We start from the raw sequence: 13,337 nt of genomic DNA on the forward strand, positions 1-13,337 counted from the left end.
CGATAAAGACGAATAAACGCCCGGTGTGAGGGTCGACCAGCTCATGAGGAGCCCGTTATTCGGCGGAAGGCGCTGCGCTTTTCCGCACTACCCTCTCTTCATACGCTGCAAAGGCCGCCTGTGCATTGAAGAACATCCGCTTGTGTCCCAGGGTCTCGCCGAGTGGTGAGCGATTGACGACGTTGAGGGCGGTCGGATTGAGCGAGGCCAGCCAAAGCTCGATGCCCTGTTGCGCCAGCTTCTGATCGAAGCGGATCAGCGCGCGCAGCGCCGTGTACTCGAAATCCGGGATACCGCTGCATTCGAAGACAACGACCCTCGGATTGGCGGCTTGTACCAGGTTTCGGAAGCCCTCGGTCACTGATGGGACGCTGGCGAAGGTCATCCGCCCCTCGGTGCGCAAGATCAACAAGCCTGGGAGCGTCTCATCCGTCGGGTGCTCGCCGGTTAGGGGCCGGAAAACATCGGTGCCCGGCTTTCGCGCCATGGCGTATACGACCGGCGTGCTGGCCTGGTAGAACAGGGTGAGGACGGACATGGCTACCGCCACCGCGATGCCTTGCAAGGTTCCAAGCAGCACCACGCCGGCGAACGCCGCAATCGCCCAGAAGAACTCGGTATGGCGGATGCGCAGGATTGCCCGAAAGTCCTTCGGGTTGAGCAGCGAGAGTGTGGTTGCCACGACGACCGCGGCCAGGCTTGCCTGTGGCAGCAGGCTGATCAAGGGCGACAGGAACAGCAGTGTGGCGAGAACCACCGCGAGCGTGACCAGCTCGGCTGCCTGGGTCTGCGCGCCGGCGGCCGAGTTGACCGCCGTCTGTGAGGTCCCGCCGCCGGCGGGGAGCGTGTGGAAGAAGCTTCCGGCGACATTGGCGGCGCCAAGCGCGAGGAGCTCGCGTCCCGGCGAGGGAGGCCGCTCGTCCTCGCTCGCAAAGGCGCGCCCGGCGGCGATCGACTCCGTGAACGACATGAGGGCGATGCCCAGGGCCCCGGGCCACAGCTCGCGCACTAGTGCCAGATCGGGCAGCGCCGGCGCTGGAATGCCCGGCACAATGCGCCCGGTGAGTGTGATGCCCAGACCCTGCAAGTCGAACAGGCCGGCGCCCGCGACCCCACCGGCTACGGCGATGAGCGCCGCAGGCACACGGGGGCATAGCGTTTAAGGGCAAGCAGGAGCGCGAGGGTTGCTACCGAAAGCAGCAAGGTCGGGAGATGGGTCTGCGGCAGATGCTCGACGATGCTGAGAATGTTGCGGAAAAACTCGGTCATGTGGACGTGGACGCCAAGCATCTTGGGCAACTGGCTGAGGACGATTACCAGTCCGATGCCGCTCTTGAACCCGCTCAGGACCGGGTCCGAGATGAAGTTGGCGATGAAACCCAGCCGTGCTACGCCGGCGAGCAGCAGGAACGCGCCTGTCATCAATGCGAGCGTGGCTGCGATGGGCGGCAGGGCTTCGGCCCCCTTCCCTGCAGAGGCGAGCGCGAGCTGATGCGCGGTCAGGATGGCGATGGTGGATGTACAGCTCACACTCAGTACCCGCGAGGTTCCGAGCAACGCGTAGACCAGCATCGGAACCAGGGCGACATAGAGGCCCGCTTCAACGCCGAGGCCGGCGATGGTCGCGTAAGCCATGGCCTGGGGGATCACCACTGCGGCCGCGGTCAGCCCGGCTACCACATCGCCACGCAGCCACTCGCGGCGATACGAGAGCAGCCAGTGAGCAGGGCGTCGGAGTGCCTTCATCGTATTTCTCTCAAGCTCGATTGCCGTGCTTGCCGCCGCGATGCATTGATATCCGGGGATGACGCAGGCGGGCGGTGCGGCCAATGTCATGACACCTTCCGAGAAGGTAGCACGGATGCCAAGCGCAGGACGTCTCGCGCCTCACCCGGGCTGAAATTGGGAGATCGGCCGCTGTCGGAGCGCAGCGGTCGCCTAAGTGACGGGTCTGAAGGAAGGAGCAACGGCAGGACTTGGCCGGGAGGGGCCCTTCAGGTCTGGCCCGGCACGGTAGCTCAGCTCTCAAACACTACCTTTGGTGGAGAATTCCCCGCGCGAGCACGCGCGGGGGGCGGCTTCCTACGCGCATTTCCCCCGCTTCACCGTGTACCAGATGGTTTTCGCCTGGCGGTTGTTGACAGGGTGGCAAAGGCTGGTCGGAAGTTATCGGCGCCGAACGGCTTTGCAATTGGGCTATTACGACCCCAGCAATCTCAGCACTCGATAATGTTGACCGCCAACCCACCTCGCGCAGTTTCCTTGTACTTGGTCTTCATATCGGCACCGGTTTCGCGCATCGTCTTGATGACCTTGTCCAGGCTGACGTGATGTCTGCCGTCGCCATGAAGCGCCATGCGAGTGGCACCAATCGCCTTGATCGCGCCGATAGCATTTCTTTCGATGCACGGGATCTGGACGGGCCCGCCCACGGGGTCGCAGGTCAGCCCCAAGTGATGTTCCATGGCGATTTCCGCGGCATTTTCGACTTGCTCGACGGTTCCGCCCAGTACCGCACACAATCCGGCCGCCGCCATCGAGCACGCGACGCCGACCTCGCCCTGGCATCCAACTTCCGCGCCCGAGATGGAAGCGTTTTTCTTGAAGAGGATGCCGATGGCTGCGGCGGTCAGCAGAAAGTCGACAATGCCCTCCTCGCAGGCGCCGGGTTCGAACTTCATGTAGTAGTGGAGGACGGCCGGAATGATGCCGGCAGCGCCGTTCGTTGGCGCCGTGACCACGCGGCCGCCCGCTGCGTTTTCCTCATTGACGGCCAGGGCGAACAGCGTCACCCAGTCCATGGCATCTAGCATGTGCCCCAAGGCGCCACGCGTGCTCAACTTGCTGAAGAGGGGTGCCGCACGCCTGCGAACCTGGAAGCCGCCGGGCAGGACGCCTTCGGTGCGGCAACCGCGCGCCACGCAGTCCTGCATCGTCTTCCAGATGGTCAGCATTGCGCCACGGGTATCTGCGGCGGGCCGCCAGGTTTCCTCGTTCCGGCGCATGATCTCGGCGATCGAGATCCCGAGTCTCCCCGCGATGGCCAGCAAGTCTTCAACGTTGTCGAATGGCAGTGGCAGTGCCACCTCCTGGCGAGACTCCATGCCTTCCCGGTCCATCGCTGGCTCGGGCACGACGAATCCGCCGCCGATCGAGTAGAACATCGACGACCTGAGTACCGCGCCGTCAGCGGCAATCGCGACGAAGCGCATCCCGTTCGCGTGCAACGGCAAGCTGCGTCGGTAGAAGACGACGTCCTTGCGCGCGTCAAAGGCGATTGATTGGCCGCCGTTCAGCGCCAGCGTGCCTGTGTTGTGGATTTCGGCCAGATATTCCGGGATGCGGGCGACGTCGACTGTATCGGGATCATGGCCGGAAAGGCCCAGCAGGATCGCGGTGTCGCTGCCATGTCCTTTCCCGGTTGCGCCAAGCGATCCATATAGTTCGCTCCGCAGTTGCGTTACGCTGCCAAGCGAGCCGTGGCGGTCCAGTGTCTGCACGAATTGCCGCGCTGCCCGCATGGGGCCGACGGTGTGCGAGCTGGATGGCCCGATACCGATCTTGAAAAGGTCCAATGCGCTGAATGGCACGAATAGCTCCGGAATGACGACATCTCTCTAGTTGCTGCACAGGCGACGACGGCCTCGTGCCCTAGAGCGTGTATTCTTGGAATTCGCGGCATTCATACGGTTTGCGCGCGATCCACATGACCTTCTTGGCGACATCCATCAGCGTTGTGGCCACTGTCGCCGAGATGCTGCTGAAATCGCCGGGCTTCGGGGTGCGCAAGACCCCGTCGGGGAAACCGAAATCGTCGGCCAGGATGGTGCGGACGTCGTTCCAATCGATGCCTCGGTCTGTAATGGACAGCAATCCGTTCTCCACGCGATGCTGCCGATACAGGCTGTCGGGCCGCGCGGCAAGGCCCGGGTCCCGCAGTCTCGACACTGCCACGGGCGAGAGCCAGTGATTGGCATGCACGAGCACATTGTCCTGGGGGAGGGTCCAGTACACGTCGGTGGGCGCGGCTTCAAGGCTGGCGCACGCGCCGTCGGTGGCGCTACTCTGCGCGAGGATCATGTTGCTCGAGCAGTAGCGGCGCGCGTTCCATACGGTTCGCATCGCGTGTGCAAGGTTGGTGGACTCCAGTAGTCGCCGGCGCAAGAGCACGACCGGAACACCTGGACCGTGCTGGTAATCCTCATGGCAGGACAACGCATTGCCCGTGAGCGATACGCCGTGACTGTTGAAGCCGTGCCGTGCCAGGGCGCCGGCTTCGGTGAAGGCGAGGATATCGGGGCCGCTGTCGGCCACACTTTCGGCGCGGATGCGCAGCACGATGCAGGTGTCGACGCATTCCTGCCGCCAGTCCCAGTTGTGGGCGTGCAGCAGCCGGCCCGTGGCGGAGCGCTTTGGCAACACCACGAGTCCGGTGCAATCACCGTCCTCATTACCGTCTTCGGCTGGCGCATTGCCACCGATGGTCGAGAAGCCATAGAGCATCTCCGTCCGGCAATTGACGACGACGATGTTTTCCAGCGAAGTGCCCGCACCTTCCGCGATGCCCTGCATTTCCTCCAGGTAAGCGGGGTCGAACGCTTCGATTTGCGGCAGCATGGCGCGTGCCAGACGGTCGATCGTGGCATCGTCCAGTCCGCGACGGCCAAGCTGCGCGCGGTATAGCGCCGCGCCCGCCGCAATGCGTTCGGGCACTGCCCGCCCGTGCTGGAGTCCTCGGTTGTAGGGGCCGCCGGTCACGTCCACCAATGGAAAGTATTGCACTGCTTGCATTCGAATTTCCTTCAGAGGTCTTACTGCGCGGCGAGATTCAGCGATTTGATCAACGGGCCCCACTGCTCGGCGTCCTGCCGGGTGGCTTTCGCCACGGCGGACGTCGCCTTGTCGGACGGCTCGATCATGTAGATCCTGCCCAGCTTCTGTCGGGACTCGGGGTCCGCCCACATCTTCGCGGTGGCCACGTTGAGTTTCTGGATGACGGCGTCGGGTGTGCCCTTGGGCACCACCAGGCCGTACCAGCCGCCGCCCAGCGATTTCGGAATACCAACTTCCGCCTGCGTGGGGACCTCAGGCATCTCGGGCATGCGCTTGTCAGCAAACACGACCAGAGGCTTGACCTTCTTTCCCTTGATGAACGGGATGGCGGAGAAGACCACTGCACTGGTCAACTGGGTTTCGCCGCCCACCACGGCCAGCAGGGCGGCGGCGCTGCCCTTGTAGGGCACGTTCAGCAGATCCACGCCAAGCTGCCTGGCGAAAATCTCCATGTTCAGGTGGGTCGAATTGCCTTTGCCGGCCGTGCTGTATGAGTACTTGCCCGGCGATGCCTTGGCCAGTCGGATCAGGTCGGCGACGTTATTGGCCGGCAGCGCGTTGTTAGCCAGCAGGACCTGCGGCGTGGTGGCAAGAATGCTGATGCCGGCGAAGCTCTGGTCGGGGTCGTAGTTCAGCTTGCCAAACGAGAAGCGGTTCAGCGAGAGATTGGACTGGGTGCCAAGCAGGATCGTGTAGCCGTCCGCCGGCTGGCTCGCAACGTATGCCGCCGCGATCGAGCCATTTGCGCCGGCGCGGTTTTCCACCACGACTGTCGTGCCCAGATGCCGCGCCAAGTAATCCCCCCAGATGCGCGCAAGGCCATCCGCACCGCCTCCCGGCGGAAGCGGCACCACCAGCCGGATCGGTTTCGCCGGAAAGTTGTCCTGAGCGTATGCGCTGGCGGCCAGACAGGTGGCGGCCGCAGCACTGCAGCACGTCAGTGCCAGGAAAACACGGTTCATCTTTAGTCTCCGCAAATCTCGGATGCTGCGATCTGCAACACCTGCTTGTGCGAGAAGTATGGACCCGGGAAACCTCAACTTTTCATCATATTTATCTTCTATGACATACCATATCCGGTATGTTTGACGCGCCCGTGGCCGCGCCGCCTGAAGAATGCCAGGGGCATACGGCCGGCCATATTCCAGACCGAAACATGAATCTCCTGTCGCTCCGACGCTTCGACCTGAATCTGCTGGTGGTTTTCGAATCCCTGATGGATACGGGCAGCGTCACCAAGACCGCGGAACAGCTTGCGCGTACCCAGCCGGGTGTGAGCCGGGACCTTGCCCGGCTAAGGGAAGAGTTGTCCGATCCGTTGTTTGTCAGGGTCCGGGGGAAATTGGAGCCCACCGAGTTGGCGCGCAGTCTCCGTGAAACGGTCAGGCGAGCACTCGAAGCTGTTGACCACGCGCTGGAGGAGGGCGGGGGCTTTCGACCGTCCGAGTCGACGCAGGTGTTCAAGATCGGTACCACGAGTGCCGTCGAACTCCTGCTGGCCCCATTGCTGCACAAATTCCTGGAAACCGCCGCGCCCAATGCAGGCGCGTATTTCTTCCAGGCCTATGGCGATGTCACGCCTGTCGAGGATCTCGAAACCGGCGCCATCGACATCGCAATCGGCCGCTTCGACCGACAGGCGCGCAACGTGACGTTCTTCCCGCTGTTCGAAGAGCGGCGCGTATGCCTGGTGCGGCGCGACCATCCGCTTGCCGAAAAGCGGTTGGAACTTGCCGATCTTGCCGACATGCGGTTCATCAGTACGATCAACATGCTCGGCCGCGACAACGACGTCGACAACCTGCTCAAGGAGCATGGGCTGCCGAAGCGCAAATTCCCGATGTACGTGTCGACGCTGTCCCTGGCGCCGTTCGCCATGCGCGACAGCGACGCGGCAATCACGCTGCCGGGGCGTGTGGCGAGGATTCTGGCAAGCCAGTTCGACCTGAGCATGCTGGAGCTGCCCGCCGAACTGCCGAATCGCATGTACTCGATTGCATGGCACTCGCGCTGGGACCCGTCACTGTCACACCGGTGGATACGTGATGTTGTCATATCCATGCTCAGGTAGTTCGGCGACGGGGCATTCTAAGATCTCCGATCGACCCTTCACGGCCGTTGGGCAGGGGCGATTGAACGGCCGTATTGGCACCAAGCAACGGACGTTCGCGATCGCTGAAAATATCCTGTCAGCCGTGCGACCTACCGCCTAAGCGCTCCCGCAGGAACTCGATAAAGCGCTGCGTTTTCGCCGGCAGCAACCGGGTTTCGGTGATGGCATAGACAGGCAACGGCGTGCCATGCCATGCCGGCATGATCCGTTGCAGCTTCCCACTGGCCAGGTCATCGGCGGCGATTTCCTCGGGCATCAGGATCACGCCCATATCGTGCGTCGCCAGCCGGCGGATCATGCCAATGTTGTTGAGTGTGAAGCGGCCACCCACCGACACCGTGACGGTCCGTTTTCCGTCCAGCAACGTCCACGACCCGGTTTTCAGGATGCCCAAACACTCATGTCTTGCCAGGTCGGAGGGCTTGGCTGGCTCGCCCGAGCGTTCGAGATAGCCGGGCGAGGCATAGAGGTAAGGCGTAAGCGAGCCGAGGGTGCGTGCGATCAGTTGCGAGCTGTCCGACTCCCCGATGCGGATCGCCACGTCAAAAGGCTCGCTGACCAGGTCGACCCGTCGCGCCGTCAGGTCGAAATCAAAGGTGATCCCGGGATAGAGGCCAGCAAACTCCGCGATCAGTGGTGCCAAATAGGTCACGGCGAAATCCACCGGCATTGATGCGCGCAGCACGCCGCTCGGCTGGGCCAGCATTTCGCCGAGCTGCTCGTGTGCCAGCCGGGCTTCATCGACGATGCGCTTGCAGCGCTCGAAATAAATTTGGCCCGCCTCCGTCAGTTCGATCTTCCGTGTCGTGCGATGCAGCAGGCGCAGCCCGATGGCCTTCTCCAATCCGCTAATCCGACGCGACAGGGTCGAGTTCGGCATTCCCATCGCTTCCCCGGCACTGCGAAAGCCCTTGGCTTTGACGACCTCGACGAACAAGGCCATGTCATTCAGCAGTTCCATGCGAATTGCTCCATGAGGGGATCAATGTTATCCAAATTACCATATTTATCCCGCATACGGATCGCGCGATGATGCTCTCGTCCCTCCCAACCAAGGAAGTTCATCGTGAGCAAACTGTTCGATCCCATCCGCGTCGGCCGCTACACCCTGCAGAACCGTTTGGTGATGGCCCCAATGACTCGCAGCCGTGCCCAGCACGACGGCTCGCCGGGAGAACTGGCCGCCGAGTACTACGCTCAGCGCGCCAGCATTGGCCTGATTGTTACTGAAGGCGCCCAGCCTTCGGAGGACGGGCAGGGTTACCTGACTACGCCGGGCATCTATACCGACGCGCATGTCGCCGGATGGAAGAAGATTACCGATGCCGTGCATGCCAAGGGCGGCCACCTCTTTATCCAGTTCATGCACGCTGGGCGCATGTCTCACCCCGACAACACACCGCATCATCGCCAAGGCGTCGCGCCGTCGGCCATCGCGCCGGTCGCTTCGATGTTCACGGCCAAGGGCATGCAGGAGATTCCCGCGCCGCGTGCCCTGTCGAGCGAGGAGGTACGCCAGACCGTCCAGAATTTCCGCTACGCGGCCCGCCGTGCGATCGAGGCCGGTGCCGATGGCGTCGAAATCCATGGCGCCAACGCCTACCTGGTCCATCAGTTCTTCGCCCCGAGTGCGAACACGCGTACCGATGAATACGGTGGCTCAATCGAGAACCGCGCCCGCTTTGCCATCGAAGTCGCCAGCGCGATTGCCGAAGAGATCGGCGCGGACCGCACCGCAATCCGGCTCTCGCCGGGCACGACGATCTGGGGCATCGACGAAGGTGCCGAAGGGCCGGACCTGTACCGCTACCTGGTCGCCGAACTCGACAAGCTGGGCCTGGCCTACCTGCACATCATGGAACAGGGCAACGAACCGCTGCTGGCCGACATCCGCAAGCTCTGGCACGGCACACTGATTCTGAACCGGCCGGGCCGCCCGCGTGAACAGGTTGGGGCCGACCTGGAGACGGGGCTGGCCGACCTGGAGGCCTATGGCCAGATGATCCTTGCGAACCCGGATTTCGTCGCCCGGCTGAAGCGCAGCGCGCCGATGAACGAGGCGGACCGCAATGCCTTCTACGGCGGTACGGCGCAGGGCTACACGGACTACCCAACCCTGAGCGTAGCCCAGGGCGTTTGAGATGAACATCACGCCCATCATTGCCTCACTGCAGCGTGCCAACCACGGCAGCCACTTCCGTGCCTACGGCTTGCGCGGCGCGCTGGTCGATCCCTTCCTGGGGGTCGATCACGCCTGGATGAGCGCGCCGACGTTTTCGGCGCATTCCCATGCCGGCTTTTCAGCGGTGTCGTACGTGTTCCTTGATTCGGAAACGGGCATCGACAACCGTGACTCGCTTGGCACCCGCAACTTGATCAGGCCCGGCGGCCTGCACTGGGCGACTGCCGGGAGCGGCATCGTTCACGACGAAGTGCCGGCAGAGGCCGGCAAGACGGTCCATTCGCTGCAGATCTTCGTCAACCTTGCTTCGGAGCGAAAGGACATCGAGCCGTTCGCCTTGCCCCTGGAACCAGAGGACGTGCCCGTGGTGCATCTGCCGGGCGCCAAGGTGCGCGTGCCCGTCGGGAGCTTCCGGGAAGCATGCTCCCCATTGAAGCCGCCCACCGAAGTGACGCTGCTCGACATTGCGCTGGAGGAAGGAGCCGAACTGGCCGTACCTGTCGCAGCAGGCTATTGCGCGTTCGTGATGCCAATCTACGGCACGGCCAGCGTGGATGGCCAGGACTTCACGCACAACGATCTCAAGCTTCCTGTTTTCCCGGCGCAGGACAGCTCCCACGCCATCACGATTCAAGCGTTCCCCGGCAGCGCCAGGGTCATGCTTTTTGCTGGCCGGCCGCTGCATTCCACTGCACCTGACCACAAAGGAGTCTCATCATGACTGTCGAACGTTTCACTGGCGACAACACCGCGCTGCTGATCACCAGGTCGGCACGATGCAACTGATCAAGAATATCGACCGCGAACTGGCTGTGAAACAGTCGATTGCGCTGGCCAAAATGGCAAGGATCCTGAACATACCGACCGTAATCACGTCCAGCCAGGAGGATCACGCTCAAGGCCCGATTCTCCCGGAAATCGCCAGGATCCTGCCCGAAGCGCACGCGGCACGGGTAAAGCGCCCCGGCGTGGTCAACGCCTGGGCGTACCCAGCCTTCCGCGATGCGGTGGTCGCCACCGGCCGCAGGAACCTGATCATGGCGGGCGTGACCACCGATGTTTGCCTGATCTTCCCGGCAATTGATGCTGTGCTCGAAGGCTTTGCCGTGCAGGCTGTGAGGGATGCCTCGGGCTCGCCCAGCGACCTATCCGAGGAATTTTCCCGGCAAAGGATGCGCGATGCTGGCGTCGTACTGACCGCTACCAATACGCTCTTCGCGGAAATCGCGCAGGACTGGTCCACCCCCAATGGGCAGCAGTTGATCGGGTTGTTGTTTAGTGATGTGTTCCCTGCCCTTGGTGCCAGCATCGCTTGAACCGGCATCCCGCCTTGTTGGCCGAAGCGCATGACGCCTCGGCCAACCCGGTATCGTCAGATAGGGCGGGGGCAGCGCCCCAGCCCCGTTCACGCCATGAAGCCGGCAGCGGGCCGGCTCTGCCCCCAACCCACGAAAGGAACCTGCATCAGGAGCACCCAACCCACCGAAGTCGTCAAGGAATTTCTGGCGAACACGGCGTCTCCCGCGTGGCTATATCGCTGGGGCCAGGCGGCGAGCCACGAATCCACAATGTGCGGAGCGGAATCAGCGGCGTCGGATTGTGGCCACCCCGTGCTTGGGGCGATCTGCGGCGTTGCCGTGGTGGTCTGTGACGAAGCCATAGTTACAGCTCAGCAACTATAAGGTTTGGCGGCAATGATTGACTGACAGTTGCCGCTTGTCCGCTTCCGGCCCGGCTTCGGTCATCGACCGTGGCTTGGCCGTGCGACCTAAACTGTTAAGGATTGTTTGATTCCTACCCTCGACTGCAGGACAGTGAGCGGCGGTGGCGCCTGTGGGCAGGCGTCGAACAATCCTCGAGGGAGGAAACCGCGGGTGCAGCGATGCGGCTGGGCTATGGCGATTGAAGCGTTTGCTCGACCAGCTGAGCCATGCGATTTCGGCGGAAGCGTGGCATGAAGCGGAGCCAGGCATGGCTTGGGGGTGGCAGCAGCTCAGGACCGTTGGAACGCTGCAAGTGTGCGATGAGGCGGCCTGAGACACCGAGCACGACTGTCCGCTTGCGGCTCCGGTCTCCGGAGAGCCGACGGTTGACTTGGATGCGTAGGGTAAGTGGGCTCATGCGAGGACTCGCTGCGGCGGCGGTGCGCGGATACGGACACTGCGTGGGATGATCTCGATGATGAGCATCGGTGCGCCACAATGCCGGCAGAGGAAGGGCGTCGGTGCAGCGAGATCACTGCCGTCAGATGGAGCGGTCACCGTAGGCACGACATTCAACAGTTCGCGTGCTTTGGCCAGATTCGCGCGGCGCACCCGGATTGGCAAGCAGGCCATAGTGCCGGATGCGGTGGAAGCCGGCAGGCAGCACGTGCAACAGGAAGCGCCGCATGAACTCATCCACATCCAGCGTCATGGTCTTGTAGCGGGTGCGTCCCTTGGCCCGGTAGTCCTTCCAGCGGAAGGTCACGCCACGCTCATCCGGGGCGAGCAGGCGTTGATTGGAGATGGCTACGCGGTGGGTATAGCGTGACAGGTAGGCCAGCACCGCCTCTGGCCCGGCGAATGGTCGCTTGGCGTAGACAACCCATTCGGAAGTGCGTAGCGGCGCGAGCCATTGCGCGAAGGCAGCCGGATCGGCGAGCGCGCTGTAGTCACCGAAGAACTGCGACTGACCCTGACCATGCGCGGCCTGGAGTGCCTCGAGGAAGCGGCGTCGGAACAAGCGGGAGAGCACGCGGACCGGCAGGAAGAAGCCGGGGCGGCAAGCTACGCACCGTTTGCCATCTAGCGACAGGCCGCCGCCGGGGACGATGCCATGCACATGCGGATGATGCGTGAGGGCCGATCCCCAGGTGTGCAGCACCAGGGTGGCGCCAATCTGCGCGCCGAGGTGCTTCGGGTCGACGGCGATGGTCCGCAGGGTGTCGGCGGCGACATCGAACAGCAGGCCATAGATCACCGCCTTGTTGTACCAGGCGATGGCGCTGATGGGCGCGGGCAGCGTGAACACGACGTGGTAGTACTCCGCGGGGAGAAGGTCCTCACTGCGCGCTTCGAGCCAGCGCTGCGCAGCGCTGGCTTGACACTTGGGGCAATGCCGGTTGCGGCAGGAGTTATAGGACACCTCAAGCTTGGCGCAGCCGGAACAGCGCAGCACATGGCCTCCCGGCGGCCCGGTGCGGCACTGTTCGATGGCCGACATGACTTGCAATTGCGCCAGGCTAAGGTGTGCAGTCTGTCGCCAGGCCGGCCCATGGAGGCGGAAGATATCCGCGACTTCGAGCACGAGAGGCTCGATGACGCTGCCTAGGTGGAGCGGCGATTCTCCAGCGGGCTGACGACCTCGCGCAGCAGATCCGTGGCGACCTGGGCGTAAAGCGCTGTCGTCTCCAGCTTCTTATGCCCAAGCAGTAACTGAATGACGCGGATATCGGCCTTCTGTTCGAGCAGGTGGGTGGCGAAACTGTGTCGCAGGGTATGCATGGCCACGCGCTTATCAATCTGTGCATCCTGGGCGTCTGTGCATCCTGGGCGGCGGCATGGATAGCGCGATTGAGTTGCCGGGGGCTGAGCGGCTCGATTGGGTTGAGGCCCGGGAACAACCAGCCACCGTCGAGCATCTTGCCCTGGGCATGGGCGACACGCCACCAGACGCGCAGTCGTTCGAGCAGCACTGGCGAGAGCATGGCGTAGCGATCCTTGCGGCCCTTGCCCTGTTCGATCCGCAGGGTCATGCGTTCACTGTCGATGTCGGTCACCTTCAACGCCACCACTTCGCTTGCGCGCAGGCCGGCGCCGTAGGCGACCGCGAATGCGGTCTGGTGCTTCAGGTTCCCAGCAGCGGCCAGCACTCGGCCAACGGGGCTGAGTACCACCGGCAGGATGCGTGGCACTCGCACCGGACGCATCTTGGCCATGCGTTGGGCATCGCCGAGGGTCACTTCAAAGAAGAACTTCAATCCGGTGATCGCGGCATTGAGCGAAACCGGAGAGATGCCGTGATCGACGAGATGGAGTTGATAGCGCCGTAGGTCTTCGGTATTGGCCGTGTCGGGAGAGCGGCCGAGAAAGACCGTGAACTGACGCACGGCGCGGATGTAGTGGGTCTGGGTCTTGTCCGCGAGCTTGCGCATCCGCATGTCTTCGATCATGCGCTGGCGTAGCGGGCTGATGGTCGGCGTCGGGACTGACATGGCTGTGCTCTTGT

8 protein-coding genes and 4 pseudogenes are annotated in these 13,337 nt (G+C 63.1%); 4 read left to right on the forward strand and 8 right to left on the reverse strand.

Annotated features, from left to right (window positions below):
• Positions 1-55 precede the first annotated feature (55 nt).
• The 5 genes and pseudogenes from CBM2586_RS32555 to CBM2586_RS18700 all read right to left on the reverse strand — a co-directional run bounded on the left by CBM2586_RS32555 (position 56) and on the right by CBM2586_RS18700 (position 5,795).
• The gene (locus CBM2586_RS32555; protein ID WP_306418341.1) at positions 56-538 is read right to left on the reverse strand and encodes a sodium-independent anion transporter; all 483 of its coding nucleotides are present in this window, start codon (positions 536-538) and stop codon (positions 56-58) included.
• Between the two features lie 117 nt (positions 539-655).
• A pseudogene (locus CBM2586_RS32560) lies at positions 656-1,836 on the reverse strand (SulP family inorganic anion transporter); the annotation flags it as partial.
• A 380-nt stretch (positions 1,837-2,216) separates the two neighbouring features.
• Positions 2,217-3,590 carry an L-serine ammonia-lyase gene (locus CBM2586_RS18690; RefSeq protein ID WP_115689121.1) on the reverse strand — a complete coding sequence of 458 codons (1,374 nt, stop codon included), beginning with the start codon at positions 3,588-3,590 and terminating at the stop codon, positions 2,217-2,219.
• 61 nt (positions 3,591-3,651) lie between these two features.
• Positions 3,652-4,791, reverse strand: coding sequence for a C45 family autoproteolytic acyltransferase/hydolase (locus CBM2586_RS18695; RefSeq protein ID WP_115665485.1), 1,140 nt, complete (start codon positions 4,789-4,791; stop codon positions 3,652-3,654).
• A 20-nt stretch (positions 4,792-4,811) separates the two neighbouring features.
• Positions 4,812-5,795 carry a Bug family tripartite tricarboxylate transporter substrate binding protein gene (locus tag CBM2586_RS18700; protein ID WP_115689123.1) on the reverse strand — a complete coding sequence of 328 codons (984 nt, stop codon included), beginning with the start codon at positions 5,793-5,795 and terminating at the stop codon, positions 4,812-4,814.
• Between the two features lie 194 nt (positions 5,796-5,989).
• Here CBM2586_RS18700 and CBM2586_RS18705 point away from each other — a divergent pair, with 194 nt between their 5' ends.
• A complete protein-coding gene (locus CBM2586_RS18705) occupies positions 5,990-6,904 on the forward strand; it encodes a LysR family transcriptional regulator (protein ID WP_172583362.1) in 915 nt (304 codons plus the stop codon).
• Positions 6,905-7,022: 118 nt separating this feature from the next.
• On the opposite strand, the gene CBM2586_RS18710 is transcribed toward CBM2586_RS18705, so the two are convergent.
• Positions 7,023-7,907, reverse strand: a complete 885-nt coding sequence (locus tag CBM2586_RS18710; RefSeq protein ID WP_115665482.1) for a LysR family transcriptional regulator — start codon at positions 7,905-7,907, stop codon at positions 7,023-7,025.
• A 105-nt stretch (positions 7,908-8,012) separates the two neighbouring features.
• On the opposite strand from CBM2586_RS18710, the gene CBM2586_RS18715 reads away from it, so the two are divergent.
• From CBM2586_RS18715 to CBM2586_RS18725, 3 genes and pseudogenes are all read left to right on the forward strand, one after another.
• Positions 8,013-9,086 carry an alkene reductase gene (locus tag CBM2586_RS18715; RefSeq protein ID WP_115689125.1) on the forward strand — a complete coding sequence of 358 codons (1,074 nt, stop codon included), beginning with the start codon at positions 8,013-8,015 and terminating at the stop codon, positions 9,084-9,086.
• Position 9,087: 1 nt separating this feature from the next.
• The gene (locus CBM2586_RS18720; protein ID WP_115689127.1) at positions 9,088-9,849 is read left to right on the forward strand and encodes a pirin family protein; all 762 of its coding nucleotides are present in this window, start codon (positions 9,088-9,090) and stop codon (positions 9,847-9,849) included.
• A pseudogene (locus CBM2586_RS18725) lies at positions 9,846-10,444 on the forward strand (isochorismatase family protein). The gene CBM2586_RS18720 and the pseudogene CBM2586_RS18725 overlap by 4 nt, the downstream one beginning before the upstream one ends.
• Positions 10,445-11,245: 801 nt before the next feature.
• Here the strand turns inward: CBM2586_RS18725 and CBM2586_RS18730 are convergent.
• Positions 11,246-12,428 (reverse strand): annotated as a pseudogene (locus CBM2586_RS18730) (IS91 family transposase).
• Positions 12,429-12,436: 8 nt separating this feature from the next.
• A pseudogene (locus tag CBM2586_RS18735) lies at positions 12,437-13,323 on the reverse strand (tyrosine-type recombinase/integrase).
• Positions 13,324-13,337 lie beyond the last annotated feature (14 nt).

This window comes from Cupriavidus taiwanensis, assembly GCF_900250115.1.
GTDB classification, from domain to species: Bacteria; Pseudomonadota; Gammaproteobacteria; order Burkholderiales; family Burkholderiaceae; genus Cupriavidus; species Cupriavidus taiwanensis_B.